Origin of the sequence: Allorhizobium sp. NPDC080224 (assembly GCF_050281005.1) — a bacterium.
GTDB lineage: Bacteria > Pseudomonadota > Alphaproteobacteria > Rhizobiales > Rhizobiaceae > Allorhizobium.
In genome coordinates this window covers 1,204,382-1,222,701 of record NZ_JBNNWJ010000001.1, presented here as the reverse complement: position 1 = coordinate 1,222,701, position 18,320 = coordinate 1,204,382, and the positions used below count along the sequence as shown (strand labels likewise).

The window sequence follows — 18,320 nt, the reverse complement described above, 5'->3', positions numbered from 1 at the left end:
CCCTCGAGGGGGAGGGTCGGAGCGCAGCTCCGGGGTGGAGTGACGTGGAGACGTCAGCGCTTATCGACAAGATCGAACTCGAGGCCATGGTCACCCCCACCCGCCGCTTCGCGGCGACCTCCCCTCTCAAGGGGGAGGTGGAGAGCGGCGGTGCGTGCCTACCAGCCGATATCCGTATGCAGGAAATCGTCGCCCTTGTAGGCGACCCTTGTCTGGCTTGCTGTCGCGCAGGCGTGAGCGAAGCAGTCGCCCATGTTGAGGCGGGCTGCATGGTTCACGATCTTGCCGAACCGCTGGGCGGCATCCAGAGCGTAATTGGCAACGTCGTCCGCAATGGGAACATCACGGGCCTCCAGATCGGTAATGAACTGGTCGACAAGTCGTCTGGCCGTGGCGACCATGTCGGCGGTCGCAGGATTGCCCGGACCCGCCAGTCGGCGCGCGACAGATAGGCTCGTCTCGAGTTTCATGACTGCTGAAACATAAAACGGCCCGCCTTCTTTCTCCAATCGATCCATCAGCGCATCGGCATCATCCTCCCGGCTGATGATCGCGACGGCGACGGAGGCGTCGATGAAGATCATCAGTCGTCCCACATCTCGTCGGTTTCCCGTTTGTGATCGCCAGGATGGAAAGGGCCGGCTGCGTCGGCCATGGCAAGTGTGGTGGCAAGGCGATCTCGGATCGACAGCTTCGCCTTGCGACTTGCAATGGCGTCCTTCAGCGCATCCCTCACCGCCTCCACCTTGGTCGTCCGGGTGAGGCCGATCAGTTCGTTGGTGAGTTGGTCCACCTCGGGATCCCTGATGTAAAGTGGCATGCCAGCATATCCTTTCAAGGATCCGAGTATATCCTCGCTAACAGGTCTTTGCCAGTCCAGGGTTTTGTGCGCGTCGCCAGTCGCTGGGGCTTTCGCCGGTCACACGCAGGAATTCGCGGTTGAAGTTGGATTTAGTCATGAAGCCCGCCTCGAAGAGGATACGGGTGACGGGCATGTCGGTGTCGTTAAGCAGGCGGCAGGCCTCTGATATGCGGTGGTTGTTGACGTAATGCGAAACGCTGATGGCGTGGACGCGGTTGACCGCTTCCGAGACAGCGCGGGCGGGCAGGCCGAGGCGGCGCGCGAGGCGGGCGAGGTTGAGATCCGGGTCCGCCCAGAGGCGTTTCTCCCGCATCAGGTCATCAAGCGCGGTTGCGATCTGGCGGTGATCTTCCGTCGCGGCCTTCGCCGGTGTGGGAGAGGCAAGGACTGGGGCCGAGGTGTTCGCCGCATCCATGAGCGGGGCCGACGGCCGGTCGCGGCCGGACATGGCGCGAGGCTCAAGAGCGCTCGTCCGATCGGCAGCCGCATCAGCCCCCTCGCCCGCCTCTTCCTGGCCGGCGGTGACGGCGCCGATGCCGAGGAGGAGCAGTATGAGCGTTGTGGCGGCCGAGACGACCATGGGCGAATAGCGACCGCCGGACCAGAGCATGTCGAGGCTGATCGCGACATCCGTCAGAGCCGAGGCAATCAGGGCAATGCCGGTCAGCATGAGGGCACGGAAGGAGCGCAGCGAGCCATCGAGGCGGGCGGCGATCAGCCCATCAGGACCGAGTCGCGCAAGCCAGATCAGCGCCAGACCATAACCGAGGAAATTGGCGATGATGACGAGATCGACCGGTGCCCGGCCGATCAGAAGCAGCAGCAGCGTCGCGGTTGTCGGGAGAAGATGCGGCCAGTCGGCGGCCGAGAGCCCAGGTCTTTCACGGGTCAGATCACGGAAGGCGAGGAAGGAGAGCGCCGGCACGAGGCTTGCCATGACAGGCAAGGCCGGCAGCACGGCCATCACCCCATAGCCCCAGCGCAAGCCGACCAACAGGCTCTGCACCACATAGAGGGCCAGCAGCGCGAGGAAGAGGCCGTTGCGGCGCCAGCTTTCGCGGCCTTCACCGAGAAGGCGGACGAGGAAGACGGCAAGGAACAGGGCGACGAGAAAGGAGAGCGGGACAAGCAGCATGCGGATGTTTCGGTGTCGGAGTGCAGGTGAGGACGCTCCGACCATGACCGAAAGCGCGATCCCGGTCGACCCGGATCGCGATCGAGGTCGCGGGTGCCAGGTGTATCGACGGAGATGAGGGCATCGAAACGGGCCGCCCGAAAACGGGAGTGCCAAACCAGGAGTGTCCTTCATGCGCAAACGAACCATTCTTCTTTCCATCCTCGGCGGGATCATCGGCCTCGCCATCATCGACGGCAGCGTGCAGATGATCCGGGCAAGCGACGCGCTGTCCGGTCCGATCGACCTCACCGGCGTGACGCAGCTTTCGGTGACCGGGGCTGCAAGCGACATCTCCATTTCCACCGGCGGCGACGGCGCGCGGGAGGCCCTCCTCTCAGGCACGCGGCATGGCTGGGGGGCGATCTGGCGCTCCGGCTGGTTTGCCGGCGATTGCATGGGTGAGGCTCAGATGCGGCGCGAGGGCGACACACTTCATGTCGACACGGGCGATCGGGGCGGTTTCTTCGGCTGGAACGATTGGGACGACTGCACGCTCTCCCTGACGGCCACCCTGCCGCCGCAGACCCGGATCTCGATCCGCCAGGACGCCGCGCGCATGCGGCTTGCAGGCGATTTCGGTGCGGTCACCGTCGACAGCGATGCCGGTGATTTTGCCCTGACCGGCCATGCCGCTTCCGTGGCGGTCTCAGGCGCGGCGCTGCGGGCACGGCTTGCCTTCGAGCGCGTGATGAATACCGAGGAGATCCGCATTTCCGGCAAGATGCTGGATGCAACTGTGATGTTCCTCATGCCGACGCCGATCTCCTATGGCGTCGAGGCCGTCGCCTCCTATGTCGACAGTGCCTTGCCAAACACGCCCGGCGCCAAGCCCGAGATCCGCATTCGCGGCGAGATGGCGCGGGTGCGGATCGAATGAGGCGGCGCGGGCACCGCCGTGCTCGGAGCGGAGGCCGACTGAGGGGGTGGGCGGACCCGTGATCGACTTTTGCGCTTCGCGCTCCCTTATCCCCCCCTTTCACGCTACCTTCTCCCCGCTGGGGAGAAGAGGAAGATCGCGGCTTCACCACCCTCCCCTTGAGGGGGAGGGTCGGAGCGCAGCTCCGGGGTGGGGTGATGGTCCGTAGTTGAGCCCCGGCTTCAGGCACAGGACTCGTAACGGGGTTCACCCCCACCCGCCGCTTTCGCGGCGACCTCCCCCCTCAAGGGGGAGGTGGAGAGCGCCGGGCCGTCCTCCGTCATGACCGCGACAGGATGTCATGGAACAACGCCATCCGGGTGCCGTTGTCATGGCTCATGGCTCATGGCCGTCGCCTTCGCGCCAAGGCGCGATCGACGATCGAACGGACATCGTGCTCATGGCCCGGCCGAGACGGACAGGCCTTGCAAGACAGGAGATTTCCATGCCGCAATCGACCGATACCAACCGCCGCTTCGTGCTGGCTGAACGCCCGAAAGGCGAACCCAATGATCAGACACTGCGGCTCGAGACCGTCGACATTCCCGAACCGAAAGACGGCCAGATGCTGTTGCGCACTGTCTTTCTTTCGCTCGACCCTTACATGCGCGGGCGGATGAGCGATGCGCCCTCCTATGCGGCGCCGGTCGAGATCGGCCAGACCATGGTCGGTGGTACCGTGTCGCGCGTGGTCTCATCCAAGCTCGAAGGGTTCAAGGAAGGCGACTGGGTCGTCGGCTTCACCGGATGGCAGGACTATGCGCTTTCCGACGGCCGAGGCGTGACGCCGCTTGGCGCCAATCCCAGCCATCCGTCCTGGGCGCTCGGCGTGACCGGCATGCCCGGCTTTACCGCCTGGTCGGGCCTCAAGGAAATCGGCAAGCCGAAGGCTGGCGAAACGCTTGTCGTAGCCGGTGCGACCGGCCCTGTCGGCTCGACCGTCGGGCAGATCGGCAAAATCCTCGGGCTGAAGGTCGTCGGCATTGCCGGTGGGCCAGACAAATGCGCCCATGCCACCGACACGCTCGGCTTCGACGCCTGTGTCGACTACAAGGCTGACGGATTTGCGGAGGCATTGAAGCAGGCAGTGCCCGACGGCATCGACATCTACTTCGAGAATGTCGGCGGCGAGGTGTTCGATGCGGTGGCGCCGCTTCTCAACACGGCTGCGCGCATCCCGCTTTGCGGGCTGATCGCCCAGTATAACGCGACTTCGCTTCCCGACGGGCCGGACCGATTGGGCTGGCTGATGGGGCTCTTCCTGAAAAAGCGCGTCACCGTTCGCGGCTTCATCGTCTTTGATGATTTCGGCCACCTCTATCCGGAGTTTGCCAAGGAAATGGCCGGCTGGGTCGAGGCCGGCAAGATCAAATATCGCGAAGAGATGATCGACGGGCTGGAACAGGCGCCGAGCGCCTTTGTCGGCCTGCTTCGTGGCGAAGCCTTCGGCAAGCGGGTGATCCGCGTCGGGCCGGATGATTGACCCGGCGGCTGGCTCGATCCTTCGAGGCCCTCGCTTTTGCGAGGGCACCTCAGGATGAGGGGCGTCTGTCGCCTGAAATACCAAGATCTCCCCTCACCCTGAGGTGTCCGGCGCAGCCGGACCTCGAAGGGCGAGGCCTTCGAAGCAAACACGAATGCTCCCAAGACAACACAAAGGAAAACACCGATGAAAATCCTCATGGTTCTCACCTCGCATGACCAGCTCGGCGACACCGGCAAGAAGACCGGCTTCTGGCTCGAAGAATTCGCCGCCCCCTATTACGTGATGAAGGATGCCGGCGCGGAGATCACGCTTGCCTCGCCAAAGGGCGGCCAGCCGCCGCTCGATCCGAAGAGCGACGAGCCGGATGCCCAGACCGAGGCGACCGACCGGTTCAAGGCGGACCAGACGGCGCAGCAGCTGCTGGCCTCGACCACGCCGCTGTCGCAGATCAACCCAGCGGAGTTCGACGCCGTCTTCTATCCGGGTGGGCATGGTCCGCTTTGGGATTTGGCCGAAGACCGGGACAGCATTGCGCTGATCGAGGCTTTTGCTGCGAAGGATCAGCCGATTGGTGCCGTCTGCCATGCGCCGGGCGTGTTGCGCCACGTGAAGGGCCGGGATGGCGAAGCGCTGGTCAAAGGCCGCAAGGTCACGGGCTTCACCAATTCCGAAGAAGAAGCCGTTGGCCTGACGGACGTCGTGCCTTTCCTGGTCGAGGACATGCTGCAGGAACGCGGCGGCCTTTATGAAAAGGGCGCCGACTGGGGCGTCTATGTCGTGACCGACGGCAACCTGGTGACTGGCCAGAACCCGGCCTCGTCGGAAGAGGCGGCGAAGAAGCTACTGGCGCTGCTGTAAGGCAAATCGTCCACCCGCCCCTTGAGGAGAGGTGGGCGCTTCGGGCTCTCCTCTCCTCAGGGGCCTGCGTCAGCAGGCCTCGAAGGATCGAGGCCCCGGCGCGCCCATCCGCCCTCGTCCTTCTGATATCGCTTCGCTCCCACCTCAGGATGAGGGCCGATCGTTCGCGGCGACCTCCCCCTCCAGGGGGAGGTAGAAACCTCAGTCCAGCTTCAGTTCCATCATCGTCAGATCCAGCCAGCGACCGAATTTCTGACCGACTTCGTGATGGGTGCCGACGAGGCGGAAGCCTAGGCTCGTGTGGAGCGCAATCGAGCCCGTGTTGCCGGCTTCGATGGCGGCGACCATGACGTGGATGCCGCCCGTCTTCGCGCGCTCGATCAGCGCCGTCATCAGCGACTTGCCAAGCCCCTGGCCGTAATGATCCTTTTCGACATAAACGGAATGTTCGACCGAGGCGCGGAAGCCATCGAAGGGCCGCCAGTCGCCATAGGAGGCGTAGCCGGCGATCGTTCCGTCGATATCGGCAACCAGGATCGGGAAGCCTCTCGTCTGGCGCAGATCGAACCAGGCCTGGCGGTTGTCGAGATCAACAAGCGTTTCGTTCCAGATCGCGGTGGTCTCGGCGACGGCGTGATTGTAGATGGCGAGAATGGCAGGCAGGTCGGCAGGCGTTGCGTCGCGGAGGATGAGGGGCATGATGCGGCTTCTGCAATTTCTGGCGGAAAAACCGCCATGCGGGATCGAGGTGTGACGGGCGATACTTCGCCGCATCGACACATCAGGCAACAAGGGTGCAAAGGCAAGACCATTACAGACGGAAAACAGATTTCATGACCTCCATGCTTCCCGGCCTCCTCACCCGCTATGTGCTCGTCTTCGTCGCAGCACAGCTGTTCATCTATGTCCTCGTGCTGGTGCTCGACAATTTCGGCTGGGGCGACAGCCTGTCTTCGGCCGGCAATGTGGCCGTGCTGATGGCCGCCGGCTCGTCTGCGGGTACGTTCGTCGCGCAGCGGCTGAAGGGTCGGCCGAGCTGGGGCTTGAGCCTCAAGCTTTCGGCTCTGCTCGCCGTCGTCGCGGTGCTCATCGGCTCGCTGATCCTTCTTGCCATCATCTGGGTGAACGGGATCACCGGCGCTGAACTGCAGCTTCTTGCCGCGCAGATGGGCATGACGCCGCGCATGGCGACACTGGTTCTGGCGGCAGTGTCGCTGGCGCTCAGTTTTCCGATGACGCTTGCAGGCTTTCGCATCGGTGCCGGCCAGGTGGCCAAGCAGATGGAGAAGCAGGCGAAGATGACGGGGATTTGAGGGGCTTAGGCGTTAGGCCGTCATGCTCGGCCTTGTGCCGAGCATCCATTGCCGTTGCAACGGGTGTGACGAGAGCGGAAGCGTCGAGACCGGGGCCGGCCTCGGTAGATCCTCGGGACAAGCCCGAGGATGACGGTTGGGAAAGGTTGAGGCCCCTTAGCCCAGGCTGATGGCCGTGAAGACTGCCGAATAGTGGACGATGGCGGCCGTCACCACGAAGGCGTGCCAGATGGCGTTCTGGAAACGCAGGCGTTCCCAGACATGGAAGACGACGCCGGCGGAATAGATGCAGCCGCCGACGATGATCAGCGTCAGGGTCACGCCGGGAATGATCTCGGAGATCGGGCCCATGGCAAGCGCACCGCTCCAGCCCATGCCGAGATAGAGCAGGATGGCGAGACGGTCATAGCGGCCGGGAAAGCGGAACTTCAGCCAGATGCCGGTGAACGCCGTGATCCAGATGCCGATGAGCAGCGCCAGGATCAGCGGGCGGTCAGCGCCCTGGACAAGGAAGGGCGTGTAGGTCGAGGCGATCAGGATGAAGATCGCCGAGTGGTCGAAGCGGCGCAGGATCCACTTCACGCGGGAATGCGGCCACATGTTGTAGGTAAAGGAGACGCCGAGCGAGATGATCAGGCCGAGGCCGTAGATCCAGCTGGCGGCGATGTTGGCATAGTCGGAAAAGACGGTGGCGTAGAAGATCAGCGCGGTCGCGCCGACCAGCGCAAAGACCACGCCGATCCCATGGATGATCCCGTCGGCGACCAGCTCGTGCAGGTCGTAGGCACGGCCAAACTTGAAAGGATCGGTGGTCATCGGGTCTCTTCGTTTCTCGGCAGGGAACGGATCGGCGGGCTGTCGAAGCATTGCGGCAATGATGGCGGAAAAGCCTTGAGCGGACAAGCCGGAGCACCATCACGAACATGTCGATCCGGTAATCTTGCTTGCTTGCCTTCTCAACTCACGCCGCCTACCAATCAATGGTTACCAATGCCTTTTCACGCTTCGGATAGACAATGCGCTTTACCGTTCTCGCGACCTTTGCTGCTCTCCTCACCTATTGCTGGTTCCTGCTCAAGGTCGGTCAGGCCCGCCGGAAATTCGGGGTGGAGGCACCCAAGACCACCGGCAATGCGGATTTCGAGCGGATCTTTCGGGTGCAGCAGAACACGGTGGAGCAGCTGGTGCTCTTCCTGCCGTCGCTGTGGATCTTCGGTTTCTACGTCTCCGACATCCTGGCCGGGCTGCTCGGCCTTGGCTGGACGGCAGCGCGGGCGCTCTATGCCGCCGAATACTACGCCGATGCCAAAACGCGCGGACCGGGGGCCGCCCTGACATTTCTGATCGGGATCGTGCTGCTGGTTGGCGGTACGATTGGCGCGCTGATCAAGGGGGTGTGAGGGGTCGGAGCCCCCGCTTCAGAGCACATGCGAGCAACGGGCTGCGGCGGGTTCTATCCCGCCGCAGCTTTTTTATGGACCGGCGAGGCTGGCAGATGGCGAAGGCGAAAGCCTTGGCGCTTCATCCGGTGGCGGATTGGCCTCGAGCTCCGCAATCAGCGCCTTCATCTCGGAAATCTCGCGCACCTGTGCCTCAATGATCTCGTCGGCCAGTTCGCGAACACGTGGATCGCGGATATGGGCCCCCTCGCTGGTCATGATCGCAATCGAATGATGCGGTACCATTGCCTTCATGTAGCTGACATCGCCCACCGTCTTTTGGCTGCGCACCAGCGGCGCGGGTTTCTGCCGTCGAAAGATGATCCGTTTCGGCTGTTGCGGCCGATCTGGCATATTGCGGCGTCGCTGGAGGCGGCGCGATCAGGTGGATAGCGCCTGCCTTTGCCAGCGACGACCCTATGTCCCAAGGGGCGCCCGGGCGCGCGACGGAGAGTGGCGGGAGATCCGAATTGCAGCAAAGGCCGACGTCTTCTTTTTGTCCACGGGCAAGGGAGGCATGCGTCCGCATTGGGCCCATTGCGGAATCTCAATCGCGCATGCAATGTACAGTGCATGATGATCGAAATCACCTTGCCCGCAAGCATTGGGGCTCTCTGCAAAACCTGCGAAACCACATGTGAAAAGGAATGCTGCGGCATCCGCGCGTTCAACTTTTCACCCTTCAACATCATCTATCACCTTACCAAGGTTGAAGAGCGCATTCGGGATAGTGATGTTGCCGAAATCCGGACGAAAATCGCTGATATTTCAAAGCAGGTCGGCAATCTGGACCGGCACGCTGACAAGGCAGTGATCGCGGAGTTGAACGCCATCCTTACTGTAGATCAGGCGATTTCCCTGTTCGATCTCATTGACTCAGCTCTTTCTGACGGCTGCACGATATATTCAATTCACGAGAAACAGATTGAGCAGAACGAGCAGCAATTTTCGTGCATCATCGGTCGGCCGTAGTGCCCGCTTATGGCGCAAAGCGGAAGCCTCCATCCCGTCCCCTTCCCCATCCGGAACCACGGTCAACAAAAAGGGGGCCGAGGCCCCCTTAAGCTTGTTCGCAACGTTGCAGCGGCTCACGCCACCTGCATGGCGCCCGGTCCGGGCACAGCGCCGGGAGGGCACTTGCCGAGGATGATCATGCCGAGGACTTCGTCCTTGGTGACATCCTCGGTGCGGGCATGGCCGACCACACGGCCGTTCTTCATGACGAAGACGCGGTCGGCGAGGTCGAAGACATCGTGGATGTCGTGGCTGATCAGGAAGATGCCGATGCCGTCCTTCTTCAGCTGCTGGATGAGATCGCCGACCTGGGCGGTTTCCTGCGGGCCCAAGGCGGCCGTCGGTTCGTCCATGATCAGGATCTGGGCGTCGAAGAGGATCGCGCGGGCGATCGCCACCGACTGGCGCTGACCACCGGACAGTGCCTTCACCGGCTCCTTGAAGCGCTGGAAGTTGGGGTTGAGGCGCCCCATGACTTCGCGGGCCTTGGCTTCCATCGCGACGTCATCGAGCGTGCCCCAGGCGGTGCGCAGCTCGCGGCCGAGATAGAGGTTGGCGGCGGCATCGACGTTATCGGCGACGGCGAGCGTCTGATAGATCGTTTCGATGCCGTACTTCTTGGCGTCGCGCGGATTGTTGATGTCGGCGAACTCGCCGCGGACCAGGATGTCGCCGTTGTCGCGCTTATAGGCGCCGGAGAGGATCTTGATCAGGGTCGACTTGCCGGCACCGTTATGGCCGAGCAGGGCCACGACTTCGCCCGGGAAGAGGTCGATCGAGGCGTCGTCGACGGCGTGAATGCCGCCGAAGGAAATGGAAACGTTGCGCATTTCCACGAGGGGGGTGCGATTTTCAGACATGAGTTCAACTCCCCTTACTTCGCACGCGAGCGGTAGACGGTGTCGAGCCAGACCGCGACGACGAGCACGATACCGATGACGATGCTCTGGAGCGGTGTGTCGAGACCGAGCAGAACCATGCCCGAGTTCAGTGATTGCATGACGATGGCGCCGAGCATGGCGCCGGCGATGGTGCCGACACCGCCGGCAAGCGAGGTGCCGCCGATAACGGCTGCGGCGATGGTGTAGAGCTCGTCGAGCGTGCCCTGGGCATTGGTCGCGGCATTGAGGCGAGCCGTCGAGATGGCGGCGGCGATGGCGCAAAGCGCACCCATCAGCGCGAACAGCTTGACGATGACCCACTTGACCTTGATGCCGGCGAGTTCGGCAGCTTCCGGGTTACCACCGATCGCAAAGACATAGCGGCCGAAGCGCGTGCGGTTGGTGATGAAGGCCATGACCATGGCGATGCCGATGGCGATCAGAACCGGGACGGCGATGCCAAGACCGATCTGCAGGCCACCTTCCGGCCAGGCAATGCCATTGGCTTCGGCATAGCGGCGGGCGAGGTTGACCGGCATGTAGTAGCTGTTGGCGACCCAGACGGCACCGAGAACCGCGATGCAGCCGGAGATGACGAGGAAATACTCGGCCCAGACCGGACGCAGCGGGAAGCCGAAGCGACGACGCTGGCGGCGGGTGTTGAGGATGGTGAGCACGATCATCAGGCAGGCGACGAGGCCGACGATCCAGCTGGCCGTGACACCGATCGAACCATCCGCGCCACCGCCCATCAGGCGGTAAGTGGTGTCCATCGGAGCGACAGTGGCGCCTGAGGTGACCATCCAGGCGGCACCGCGCCAGACGAGCAGGCCGCCGAGCGTGACGATGAAGGCGGGTACGCCGAGGAAGGCGATGATGGCGCCGTGCAGCGCACCGATCGCCGTGCCGACGAGGATGCCGGCGCCAAGCGCGATGATCCACATCATCGGGTGTTCGAAGCCGATAATCGGCGGCAGGATGCGGGCCTGAAGCACCGCCATGATCATACCGACGAAACCGAGGATAGAGCCGACGGACAAGTCGATGTTGCGGGTGACGATGACCAGCACCATGCCCGTCGCCATGACTGAAACGGAGGCCGCCTGGACCGAGAGGTTCCAGAGGTTACGCGGGGTCAGGAACAGGCCGTTCGACAGGATGTCGAAGCCGACCCAGATGAAGCCCAGAGCGATGACCATGCCGAGCAGGCGCGTATCGATTTCGGTGGCTTGAAAGAAGCGTTTTACCGCTGAAACATTGGATGCCCGGGCACCATGCGCGGGTGTGGCAAGGCTGTGATCCGCCATACGAAAAATTCTCCCCAGTCGTTTGTCGGCTTGCGAAGGGCCGCGCCTTGCGCGGGCTTGCGGGCATTGGACCCGCCATGCGGATCGAGGCATCTGACGTTCTTCGGCGGCTGTTGCTGAGGTGTGCGGTGGCCCCTTAAAGCCGCCGATACCTTGCTGCCGCGATGCTCTCGACCAGTCGAAACGCCGCAGCGCAAAAGGCTGCGGCGTTCCGGCTCAAGCTCTGTGGTCAGTCACTACAGGATCAGTTGCAGGCGGCAACGGAACCGGCGGCAACGCCCTGGCATGCTTCTTCCTTGGAGATCCAGCCAGCGTCGATGACGACGTTGAGGTTGTCCTTGGTGATCGGCAGCGGAGCGATGAAGTAGGAGTTCATTTCGACGCCCTTCGGGCCGCCCGAGAACTTCACGGTGCCTTCGACTTCGTCCATCGACTTGCCAGCAGCCAGTTCGTTGGCGATTTCAGCGGCCTTCTTGCCGAGTTCGCGGCTGTCCTTCCAGACAGACACGGTCTGGGTGCCGAGTGCGACGCGGTTCAGAGCGGCCTTGTCGCCGTCCTGACCGGAGACCGGAACGGAACCGGCGAGACCCTGAGCTTCCAGAGCTGCAACCACACCACCGGCCATGCCGTCGTTGGACGAGACAACAGCGTCAACGGCGTTGTTGTTGGCGGTCAGGAACTGCTCCATGTTCTTCTGGGCAGCTTCCGGCTTCCAGCCGTCCGTGTAGGCTTCACCGACGTTCTTGATCTTGCCGGAGTCCATGGCTTCCTTCAGGACTTCGATCTGGCCCGAATAGAGGAAGTCGGAGTTCGGGTCGGTCGAGGCGCCCTTGATGAAGACATAGTTGCCTTCCGGCTTCGCCTTGAACACTTCGCGAGCCTGCATGCGGCCCACTTCCTTGTTGTCGAAGGTGATGTAGTAGGCGTCCGGGTTCTCGATCAGACGGTCGTAACCGACGACCGGGATACCTTCAGCCGTTGCCTTTTCGATCGCCGGAGCAATGGCTTCGGAGTCCTGGGCGAGAACGATCAGAGCGTTTGCGCCCTGGGCGATCAGGCTTTCGATGTCGGTGAGCTGCTTGGCGGCAGAGGTCTGGGCGTCGGCGGAGATGTACTTGTTGCCGGCTGCCTCGAGTGCTGCCTTGATCGCGGCTTCGTCCGTCTTCCAACGCTCTTCCTGGAAGTTCGACCAGGAAACGCCGACGGTCAGACCTTCGGCATTGGCGACAGAATGCAGGCTCACGATGACGGCAGTCGCTGCCATCAGCTTCATAACGGATTTCATTTTTAAAACCTCCCAAGGTGAAAGCGGACCGTCGGAAGACCTCCCAACCTACGACCCGCTGCGAAACTGCCCTTACCCCATGGACCCCCGTCCAATGGTTTTTCTCGACAGTCGAGAAAATAACTGTCAGAAGATTCTCACGCTGTCAACACGAGCCGGGGGAGGCTTGCAAAGACAGTTGCCAAATGCTTTGGGAGGAGCATGCGGTGGACCATACGAGAGCGGGCGACAAGCCCATCATGACAGCCAGTCCGAGGGCGAGCACCGAGGCCGTTCGCCATCAGAACAACGGGCTCGTGCTCAAGGTGCTCAGGCGCGAAGGGCCACTCGCCCACACCGATCTGTCTGCGGCGACGGGGCTCTCTTCGGCGACCGTTTCGGCAATTACCTCGCATCTCGAGAAAAATGGTTTGCTGGAGCGCCGCGAGGTGGCGAATGCCGGCCAGCGTGGACGGCCGCGGGCCCTGTTTGCCCGGCGCCGGGATGCCGCCCATGTGATTGCGGCGCGCATCTCCTCGCATGCGGTTCAATATTCGCTCGCCGATTATCGCGGCACGATGATCGACCGTTTCGAGGAGGCGCGCGAACAGGGGACGGAATCGCCGAAGCGCTTTCTCGACGGTTTCCGGGCGGCCCTTGAGCGGCTGATACAGCGGTCGCGTCTGCCAGCGTCTTCGATTTCGACCATTTCGATTTCCAGCAAGGGGTTGGTCGACCGCGAGGGGGCGAAACTTTTGTGGTCACCGGTTTTCGGCTATCAGGAGCTCGACTTCGAGACAGCCCTTTCCGACTTCAGCGGCAGCCGGATCCACCTCTTCAACGAGAGCCTGCTCGTCACTCATGCGCTGGCGCTTCGGCTGGAGAAGAACAGGGGCGCACCGCTTGCCTCACTTGCCACGCTGTCGCTCGGCCACTCGATCGGGCTTGGGATCGCGTATCGCGACCAGCATGGCGATCTCGAAATCCGGGCGCCGAATTTCGGCCATATGCTGCATGCGAGCGACGGCAAGCTCTGCCGCTGCGGCGCGATCGGTTGCATTGAGGCCTCCGCCGGCTTTTACGGCATTCTGCGCATGGCATTTGAAGTACCGCCGGACACGATCCCGGCGAAATTCGTGCCGCTGGCCGAGATGGAAAAGATCGCAAGCCGCGCCCGCCAGGGGCATCGGGCGTCGGAATATGCCTTTCGGCAGGCAGGGCTTGCGCTTGGCCAGGGACTGTCGCGCATGCTGAGCCTTGCCGAGGAAACCATGCCGATCGCGATCACCGGGCCGGGCACGCGCTTCATGGACCTGCTCACCCGAGGGCTCGACGAAGGGCTGGGCCAATCGCAGCATGTGCGCGTGCGCGGCGCGCCGGAAATCCTTATTATCACCGAGGAGGAGACGCTTGTCTTCGAGGGGCATGTGGACCGGGCTCTGACGGAGATCGATCAGGATCTGGGTGGGTGAAGGTGCGCATCTCATCCGATTGCATCCATTGGTAGAGTTGTTGATTTTGACAATGGCTATTCTGATGTTTTTGTAGTAACAATAATGGATATCACCTTCGATCCTGAAAAGCGGATGAAGGCCCTTGTTGAAAGGGGATTGGATTTTGCGCGGGCGGGAGAGGTTTTTGCCGGCCGGCATCTGACGATAGAGGACGATCGCCGCGATTATGGTGAAGTCCGTTTCATGACCATCGGCATGCTGGATCAACGGATGGTGGTGATGATCTGGACGCATCGCGAACCGGCGATCCGTGTGATCAGCATGAGGAAAGCCAATGACCGTGAGTACACCATCTACAAAGGTCGACTTGCCGGACATTGAGGACGAGGCGCCTGACCTTTCGACCAGCCCCTGGGTGGAGAAATTCCAGGCGGCACCGGTCCGAAGCGGGCGGCCCAAAAGTCCCAAGACGAAGGTCTCGACAACCATCCGGCTGGACCAGGACGTGATCGACGCCTTTCGCGCCGAAGGCCCGGGCTGGCAGTCGCGGATCAATGCGGTGCTCAGGGACTGGCTGCGGACCAAATCCTGACTGTGACTGAGCGAAGCTAGCCGATCCCTTTGAGTGACCGGGTGGGTTTGTTCATTTTCGAATCGACGCTCGCGAAAACCTCAGGCATAGCAACACTCAATTCAAGTTGTGACGCGCCGGCGGACATTCGCTGCGCCCGCGTCCTCTGATCTGCGGCCTGGCCTCAAGAGTGGGAGGGCTGAGATCGGCCGTGCCCAGAGAAAGACCCCGATGATCAAGATCATGGTATTGCTGCATGCCGCTCAAGGCCGCGACTGGCAGACGCCACCGAAGGGCACGAGCCTGAAGACCCTGGCCGAGGCTGAGGAACAGGGGCTGATCGAGGTTCGTGGCGAATTCCAGAAGCGCCAGTTCCGGCTGACGACGCGCGGTTTTTCGACCGTCGAACACGACCGAAAGCGGCTCGCGGCACGCCGCAGCTGATTGCGATCAGGTACGGGCCCCTGCCCGCTTGAACGGCCGACGCCTGCGCCCTACCCTCCCTAGAGGAGGAACATTCATGACAGACGCGATCGCATACCATGCTGACGTCCGGACCGGATCCGGGCACCAAGCCTATGTCTTCGATGCCTATGGCACGCTGTTCGACGTGCATGCGGCCGTACGTCGGCATGCCGATGCAGTCGGGCCGGATGCCCCGGCGCTCTCCGATCTCTGGCGGGTGAAGCAGCTGGAATATACCTGGGTGACTAGCCTGATGGGGCAATACCGGGATTTTCGCGCGCTCACCGAAGACGCGCTCGACTTTTGCCTTGCCCGATTTCCCGGCGTCGACAAGGGTCTGCGGGCGGATCTGCTCGACGCCTATCGCAAGCTCGACTGTTTTGCCGAGGTGCCAGACGTGCTGGCAGCACTGCGCGAGACCGGGGCGCGGATCGCGATCCTCTCGAATGGCACGCCGGCCATGCTCGACGAGGCGGTCGATGCCGCCGGGATCGGGCATCTGATCGACGAGATCTTCTCGGTCGACCCTCTCAAGATCTACAAGACGGCGCCGGCGGCTTATGCGCTGGTTACATCGAGCCTGCGGATTTCCGCCCCCGACATTGCCTTCCAGTCCTCCAATCGCTGGGACATTGCCGGCGCCAAGGCCTTCGGCATGACCTGCCACTGGATCAACAGAAGCGGTGCGCCGAACGAATATGCGGATTTTGCGCCCGACAAGGTGTTGTCGTCGCTGTCGGGACTGGTCGAGGTTCCCGCGTAGGCCGACACTGAGCCGGGCCGGCCTGTCCTCCAGTCGTCAGGGCAAGCCCTTGCGCCTGAAGACAAGGAAAGGCAGGAGCGCGGAGAGTGGCATGGTCCTGGACCAGTCAAAGCCAACCTGCATCGCTGCTGGTCTGCCATGCCGAATTGCGGCAACGGCACATCCGGTCCATATAGCCGCCGAGATCAGAAAGCGTGGCGACGGACGTCACTCTCGGTTATGCAGACCCCAGATCGGGCCACCGACCCTTAAGGTGGCAGCAAGACAGGAAAGTGAAAGCGATGAGCAAGACCTGGAGCAAGCCCGTGATCCTGCACGGGATCGGCGAAGAGGGCGAGGATGTGGTGGTCGATAGCTCGCTCGGCGCCTCCTGGGCGTTGATCGAGGACTGGCCGGAGGAAGAGAGCGAGGTGCTGGACAAGGCGCTTCTGGTGCTCGGCGCCGTGGCCCAGGGCAAGGCCAAGGAAGAGGACGGGCGAAAAGCGCTGATTTCGGCGGCGACGGCAGCGGGCGTGAAGTTTACCGCGTGAGTTCTGCAGCCTGCTTGAAGCCGGGACAGACGGCCAGGCTCACATCAGACCGAGGGTGAGTGCGGCGAGCACGGCGTAGCGCCCGGCCTTGGCGATGGTGACCAGGATCAGGAAGGTAAGAAACGGCGTGCGCAGGAGACCCGCGACGACTGTCAAGGGATCGCCGATGATCGGCACCCAGGACAAGAGCAGCGACCAGATGCCGAAGCGGCGGTACCAGGCTTCGGCACGGGCGAGCTTCTGTTCGGAGACGGGAAACCAGGGACGGTCGCGGAAATGCTCGATAAAGCGGCCGAGCAGCCAGTTGACGACCGAGCCGAGCACATTGCCTGCCGTTGCGACGAGGAGCAGCAGGACAACAGGCTGCTCTTTGGCGAGGATCAGGCCGACCAGTACGGCCTCGGACTGCGCCGGGACAATGGTCGCGGCGAGGAAAGCTGCCAGGAAAAGTGCTGTATAGGCGGCGAAAGCGGTGATCACCAGCCCGGTCTAGCGTGGCGAGTTCCGGCTGGCAACGTGGCGGGCGGAGTTCGTCGGCGTAGGTTTCTGACTTCAGTCTCTCAAACTGGACACGCGACGGCTTCGGAACCGTATGACCCTAAAGAAGGGCCGCCATGCATCCGGGGGGCGATGCATGGCGGCCGGATGGCCGGGGGCTGGCCATCGAAACTGTATCAGACGGTTCTGGTCAGACGACGCGACGGGCGGCGTGCTCGATATCCGTACCAGCGGCCTCATCGGCATCGATCACGCGGCTTCCTTCGACGCGCGCGCCCGGCTCCAGACCCTCGGGCCCATGTTCACGGACCTGATGCGGGGCGGGCGTGGTGATGGCGCCGTGCTTCGGGTCGTTGACATCCTGACCGCGGACGCCATCGGCATCGGCCTTGCGTTCATCCGGATTGCTGCGCGTTTCGCGCTCGCGGGTCGCATCCGCAATCAACCGGTCGAGTTCGTCCTCGGTCATGGCGCTGAGATCGAAATCCTGCATCGGGGTCTCCCTGCTTCTCGAGATGGACGGTGTTCGTCTCATCAACGCGCGACACGGCGAAAGGTGCCGTGACGTGTTGGCGATTGTGGAAACCGATCGGATGGGGGAACGTTGCACCCTGATCAAAGGGGAGCCGGAGCCATGGATTTCGTCAGCATCATGCACATCATCACCCGGGTGATCGAAGCAGTCGGCGTCGCTGTCATTGTCATCGGCATCGCGGTCTCGGGATTTGCCTATCTGAAAAGCCCGCACGGCCTGAATGCCTATGGGGATCTGAGGGCCGGCATGGGACGGGCGATCCTGCTCGGGCTCGAGTTGATGGTGGCCGGCGACATCATCAACACGGTGGCGGTGGAGCCGAGCCTCGATTCCGTGCTGGTGCTCGGCGTGATCGTGATCATCAGGACCTTCCTTAGCCTGTCGCTGGAGGTCGAGATTTCCGGGCGCTGGCCCTGGCAGGGGGAACGCGGGACGCAGAGCCTGCATCGGGGCAAGACGGATGGCTCAGCGGATAAAAATGTGTGATCAGCGCGGCTCGCCGATGATGCTGAGCGTGCCGTCACTCTCCAGCACGATGGCCGCCACCTGATCGAGGCTTTCGCGGCCACTGGAGCGGGCCGCGCTCTTGATCTCATCCTCGGTGATGCGCTGTCGCATCATGGCGTCGTGGCAAAAACTGCCGTTGCGTACGAGAAGTGTCGGCTCCGAGCGAAGAGCCTTCGCCACACTGTTCGAACGTACCGAGGCGAACGTGACGATGTATTGCAGGAGGATCAGCAAGCCGAGCGCGGTTGCCCCTTCGGCGAGCGCGATCGATTCCTGCAAGAGAATTGCAGAGAGGGTGGAGCCGAGCGCCACCGTCACCACCAGATCGAAGGCATTGAGCTTCGACAGCGTTCGCTTGCCGGAGATGCGCAGGAAGAGCACCAGAGTGACATAGGCGAGCGTTCCGACGAGCAGTGTGCGCAGAATGCCCGGCCAGCCCTGAAACAGCATCTCCTGCCAGTCCATGCCTTTACTCCTTCC

At 62.6% G+C, this 18,320-nt stretch carries 24 protein-coding genes and 1 pseudogene; 13 read left to right on the top strand and 12 right to left on the bottom strand.

The genetic code is table 11. The features are described from left to right. Positions 1–158 precede the first annotated feature (158 nt). Genes ACQKP1_RS06020 through ACQKP1_RS06010 form a run of 3 tightly spaced genes read right to left on the bottom strand, consistent with a single transcriptional unit; the run spans position 159 to position 1,997 of the window. Complete coding sequence (locus tag ACQKP1_RS06020) at positions 159–584, bottom strand: type II toxin-antitoxin system VapC family toxin (protein ID WP_427274582.1); 426 nt, start codon at positions 582–584, stop codon at positions 159–161. Beyond that, complete coding sequence (locus tag ACQKP1_RS06015; RefSeq protein WP_427274581.1) at positions 584–820, bottom strand: type II toxin-antitoxin system VapB family antitoxin; 237 nt, start codon at positions 818–820, stop codon at positions 584–586. The genes ACQKP1_RS06020 and ACQKP1_RS06015 overlap by 1 nt, the downstream gene beginning before the upstream one ends. A 37-nt stretch (positions 821–857) precedes the next feature. Further along, positions 858–1,997, bottom strand: coding sequence for a helix-turn-helix domain-containing protein (locus ACQKP1_RS06010; RefSeq protein WP_427274580.1), 1,140 nt, complete (start codon positions 1,995–1,997; stop codon positions 858–860). Between the two features lie 172 nt (positions 1,998–2,169). Here ACQKP1_RS06010 and ACQKP1_RS06005 point away from each other — a divergent pair, with 172 nt between their 5' ends. The 3 genes from ACQKP1_RS06005 to ACQKP1_RS05995 all read left to right on the top strand — a co-directional run bounded on the left by ACQKP1_RS06005 (position 2,170) and on the right by ACQKP1_RS05995 (position 5,299). Next, on the top strand, positions 2,170–2,916 hold the full coding sequence (locus ACQKP1_RS06005) for a hypothetical protein (protein ID WP_427274579.1): 747 nt from the start codon (positions 2,170–2,172) through the stop codon (positions 2,914–2,916). 484 nt (positions 2,917–3,400) lie between these two features. After that, the gene (locus tag ACQKP1_RS06000; RefSeq protein ID WP_427274578.1) at positions 3,401–4,438 is read left to right on the top strand and encodes an NADP-dependent oxidoreductase; all 1,038 of its coding nucleotides are present in this window, start codon (positions 3,401–3,403) and stop codon (positions 4,436–4,438) included. Positions 4,439–4,624: 186 nt separating this feature from the next. Next, positions 4,625–5,299 carry a type 1 glutamine amidotransferase domain-containing protein gene (locus tag ACQKP1_RS05995; protein WP_427274577.1) on the top strand — a complete coding sequence of 225 codons (675 nt, stop codon included), beginning with the start codon at positions 4,625–4,627 and terminating at the stop codon, positions 5,297–5,299. A gap of 201 nt (positions 5,300–5,500) precedes the next feature. Here the strand turns inward: ACQKP1_RS05995 and ACQKP1_RS05990 are convergent, their stop codons facing one another. After that, complete coding sequence (locus ACQKP1_RS05990) at positions 5,501–5,998, bottom strand: N-acetyltransferase family protein (RefSeq protein ID WP_427274576.1); 498 nt, start codon at positions 5,996–5,998, stop codon at positions 5,501–5,503. Positions 5,999–6,132: 134 nt separating this feature from the next. Between ACQKP1_RS05990 and ACQKP1_RS05985 the strand changes: the two genes are divergently transcribed. Continuing rightward, positions 6,133–6,612, top strand: a complete 480-nt coding sequence (locus tag ACQKP1_RS05985) for an ABZJ_00895 family protein (protein ID WP_427274575.1) — start codon at positions 6,133–6,135, stop codon at positions 6,610–6,612. Between the two features lie 156 nt (positions 6,613–6,768). Here the strand turns inward: ACQKP1_RS05985 and trhA are convergent, their stop codons facing one another. Further along, positions 6,769–7,428, bottom strand: a complete 660-nt coding sequence (trhA, locus tag ACQKP1_RS05980) for a PAQR family membrane homeostasis protein TrhA (RefSeq protein ID WP_427274574.1) — start codon at positions 7,426–7,428, stop codon at positions 6,769–6,771. A gap of 200 nt (positions 7,429–7,628) precedes the next feature. On the opposite strand from trhA, the gene ACQKP1_RS05975 reads away from it, so the two are divergent. Beyond that, a complete protein-coding gene (locus ACQKP1_RS05975) occupies positions 7,629–8,012 on the top strand; it encodes an MAPEG family protein (protein WP_427274573.1) in 384 nt (127 codons plus the stop codon). A gap of 72 nt (positions 8,013–8,084) precedes the next feature. Here ACQKP1_RS05975 and ACQKP1_RS05970 read toward each other — a convergent pair. Further along, a pseudogene (locus ACQKP1_RS05970) lies at positions 8,085–8,345 on the bottom strand (DUF305 domain-containing protein); the annotation flags it as partial. 279 nt (positions 8,346–8,624) lie between these two features. Between ACQKP1_RS05970 and ACQKP1_RS05965 the strand changes: the two are divergent. Further along, entirely contained in the window at positions 8,625–9,023 is a 399-nt protein-coding gene (locus ACQKP1_RS05965) for a DUF6331 family protein (RefSeq protein ID WP_427274572.1), read from the top strand. A gap of 116 nt (positions 9,024–9,139) precedes the next feature. Here the strand turns inward: ACQKP1_RS05965 and ACQKP1_RS05960 are convergent, their stop codons facing one another. The 3 genes from ACQKP1_RS05960 to xylF all read right to left on the bottom strand — a co-directional run bounded on the left by ACQKP1_RS05960 (position 9,140) and on the right by xylF (position 12,538). After that, positions 9,140–9,925, bottom strand: coding sequence for an ATP-binding cassette domain-containing protein (locus ACQKP1_RS05960; RefSeq protein ID WP_006727196.1), 786 nt, complete (start codon positions 9,923–9,925; stop codon positions 9,140–9,142). A 14-nt stretch (positions 9,926–9,939) separates the two neighbouring features. Further along, positions 9,940–11,253: a sugar ABC transporter permease gene (locus ACQKP1_RS05955; protein ID WP_427274571.1), complete on the bottom strand. Its 1,314-nt coding sequence runs from the start codon at positions 11,251–11,253 to the stop codon at positions 9,940–9,942. Positions 11,254–11,497: 244 nt separating this feature from the next. After that, positions 11,498–12,538, bottom strand: coding sequence for a D-xylose ABC transporter substrate-binding protein (xylF, locus tag ACQKP1_RS05950; RefSeq protein WP_427274570.1), 1,041 nt, complete (start codon positions 12,536–12,538; stop codon positions 11,498–11,500). Positions 12,539–12,777: 239 nt separating this feature from the next. On the opposite strand from xylF, the gene ACQKP1_RS05945 reads away from it, so the two are divergent. The 6 genes from ACQKP1_RS05945 (at position 12,778) to ACQKP1_RS05920 (ending at position 16,300) form a co-directional block, all read left to right on the top strand. Next, the gene (locus tag ACQKP1_RS05945; protein WP_427276409.1) at positions 12,778–13,989 is read left to right on the top strand and encodes an ROK family protein; all 1,212 of its coding nucleotides are present in this window, start codon (positions 12,778–12,780) and stop codon (positions 13,987–13,989) included. Positions 13,990–14,073: 84 nt separating this feature from the next. Further along, entirely contained in the window at positions 14,074–14,352 is a 279-nt protein-coding gene (locus tag ACQKP1_RS05940) for a BrnT family toxin (RefSeq protein ID WP_427274569.1), read from the top strand. Beyond that, positions 14,339–14,563: a BrnA antitoxin family protein gene (locus ACQKP1_RS05935; protein ID WP_427274568.1), complete on the top strand. Its 225-nt coding sequence runs from the start codon at positions 14,339–14,341 to the stop codon at positions 14,561–14,563. The genes ACQKP1_RS05940 and ACQKP1_RS05935 overlap by 14 nt, the downstream gene beginning before the upstream one ends. 210 nt (positions 14,564–14,773) lie before the next feature. Then, a complete protein-coding gene (locus ACQKP1_RS05930) occupies positions 14,774–14,986 on the top strand; it encodes a hypothetical protein (protein ID WP_006727191.1) in 213 nt (70 codons plus the stop codon). 76 nt (positions 14,987–15,062) lie between these two features. Then, the gene (locus ACQKP1_RS05925) at positions 15,063–15,770 is read left to right on the top strand and encodes a haloacid dehalogenase type II (protein ID WP_427274567.1); all 708 of its coding nucleotides are present in this window, start codon (positions 15,063–15,065) and stop codon (positions 15,768–15,770) included. Positions 15,771–16,051: 281 nt separating this feature from the next. Then, entirely contained in the window at positions 16,052–16,300 is a 249-nt protein-coding gene (locus ACQKP1_RS05920) for a DUF982 domain-containing protein (RefSeq protein ID WP_006727187.1), read from the top strand. Positions 16,301–16,339: 39 nt separating this feature from the next. Here the strand turns inward: ACQKP1_RS05920 and ACQKP1_RS05915 are convergent, their stop codons facing one another. Beyond that, a complete protein-coding gene (locus tag ACQKP1_RS05915; RefSeq protein WP_427276408.1) occupies positions 16,340–16,777 on the bottom strand; it encodes a YqaA family protein in 438 nt (145 codons plus the stop codon). Positions 16,778–16,988: 211 nt separating this feature from the next. Then, entirely contained in the window at positions 16,989–17,291 is a 303-nt protein-coding gene (locus ACQKP1_RS05910; protein ID WP_006727184.1) for a hypothetical protein, read from the bottom strand. A 141-nt stretch (positions 17,292–17,432) separates the two neighbouring features. Between ACQKP1_RS05910 and ACQKP1_RS05905 the strand changes: the two genes are divergently transcribed. After that, the gene (locus tag ACQKP1_RS05905) at positions 17,433–17,819 is read left to right on the top strand and encodes a DUF1622 domain-containing protein (RefSeq protein ID WP_427274566.1); all 387 of its coding nucleotides are present in this window, start codon (positions 17,433–17,435) and stop codon (positions 17,817–17,819) included. Here ACQKP1_RS05905 and ACQKP1_RS05900 read toward each other — a convergent pair whose 3' ends face one another. After that, positions 17,820–18,305: a DUF421 domain-containing protein gene (locus tag ACQKP1_RS05900; RefSeq protein ID WP_203013860.1), complete on the bottom strand. Its 486-nt coding sequence runs from the start codon at positions 18,303–18,305 to the stop codon at positions 17,820–17,822. Positions 18,306–18,320 lie beyond the last annotated feature (15 nt).

What these genes read in the sequence shown, in the direction of transcription:
- ACQKP1_RS05985 (WP_427274575.1), top strand. Translation starts at nt 6,133, where the DNA reads ATGACCTCCATGCTTCCCGGCCTCCTCACCCGCTATGTGCTCGTCTTC.
- ACQKP1_RS05900 (WP_203013860.1), bottom strand. Translation starts at nt 18,305, where the DNA reads ATGGACTGGCAGGAGATGCTGTTTCAGGGCTGGCCGGGCATTCTGCGC.
- ACQKP1_RS05910 (WP_006727184.1), bottom strand. Translation starts at nt 17,291, where the DNA reads ATGCAGGATTTCGATCTCAGCGCCATGACCGAGGACGAACTCGACCGG.
- ACQKP1_RS06005 (WP_427274579.1), top strand. Translation starts at nt 2,170, where the DNA reads ATGCGCAAACGAACCATTCTTCTTTCCATCCTCGGCGGGATCATCGGC.
- ACQKP1_RS06015 (WP_427274581.1), bottom strand. Translation starts at nt 820, where the DNA reads ATGCCACTTTACATCAGGGATCCCGAGGTGGACCAACTCACCAACGAA.
- ACQKP1_RS06000 (WP_427274578.1), top strand. Translation starts at nt 3,401, where the DNA reads ATGCCGCAATCGACCGATACCAACCGCCGCTTCGTGCTGGCTGAACGC.
- ACQKP1_RS05930 (WP_006727191.1), top strand. Translation starts at nt 14,774, where the DNA reads ATGATCAAGATCATGGTATTGCTGCATGCCGCTCAAGGCCGCGACTGG.
- ACQKP1_RS05920 (WP_006727187.1), top strand. Translation starts at nt 16,052, where the DNA reads ATGAGCAAGACCTGGAGCAAGCCCGTGATCCTGCACGGGATCGGCGAA.
- ACQKP1_RS05905 (WP_427274566.1), top strand. Translation starts at nt 17,433, where the DNA reads ATGGATTTCGTCAGCATCATGCACATCATCACCCGGGTGATCGAAGCA.
- trhA (WP_427274574.1), bottom strand. Translation starts at nt 7,428, where the DNA reads ATGACCACCGATCCTTTCAAGTTTGGCCGTGCCTACGACCTGCACGAG.
- ACQKP1_RS05975 (WP_427274573.1), top strand. Translation starts at nt 7,629, where the DNA reads ATGCGCTTTACCGTTCTCGCGACCTTTGCTGCTCTCCTCACCTATTGC.
- xylF (WP_427274570.1), bottom strand. Translation starts at nt 12,538, where the DNA reads ATGAAATCCGTTATGAAGCTGATGGCAGCGACTGCCGTCATCGTGAGC.
- ACQKP1_RS06010 (WP_427274580.1), bottom strand. Translation starts at nt 1,997, where the DNA reads ATGCTGCTTGTCCCGCTCTCCTTTCTCGTCGCCCTGTTCCTTGCCGTC.
- ACQKP1_RS05965 (WP_427274572.1), top strand. Translation starts at nt 8,625, where the DNA reads ATGATGATCGAAATCACCTTGCCCGCAAGCATTGGGGCTCTCTGCAAA.
- ACQKP1_RS06020 (WP_427274582.1), bottom strand. Translation starts at nt 584, where the DNA reads ATGATCTTCATCGACGCCTCCGTCGCCGTCGCGATCATCAGCCGGGAG.
- ACQKP1_RS05940 (WP_427274569.1), top strand. Translation starts at nt 14,074, where the DNA reads ATGGATATCACCTTCGATCCTGAAAAGCGGATGAAGGCCCTTGTTGAA.
- ACQKP1_RS05960 (WP_006727196.1), bottom strand. Translation starts at nt 9,925, where the DNA reads ATGTCTGAAAATCGCACCCCCCTCGTGGAAATGCGCAACGTTTCCATT.
- ACQKP1_RS05955 (WP_427274571.1), bottom strand. Translation starts at nt 11,253, where the DNA reads ATGGCGGATCACAGCCTTGCCACACCCGCGCATGGTGCCCGGGCATCC.
- ACQKP1_RS05925 (WP_427274567.1), top strand. Translation starts at nt 15,063, where the DNA reads ATGACAGACGCGATCGCATACCATGCTGACGTCCGGACCGGATCCGGG.
- ACQKP1_RS05995 (WP_427274577.1), top strand. Translation starts at nt 4,625, where the DNA reads ATGAAAATCCTCATGGTTCTCACCTCGCATGACCAGCTCGGCGACACC.
- ACQKP1_RS05990 (WP_427274576.1), bottom strand. Translation starts at nt 5,998, where the DNA reads ATGCCCCTCATCCTCCGCGACGCAACGCCTGCCGACCTGCCTGCCATT.
- ACQKP1_RS05945 (WP_427276409.1), top strand. Translation starts at nt 12,778, where the DNA reads ATGACAGCCAGTCCGAGGGCGAGCACCGAGGCCGTTCGCCATCAGAAC.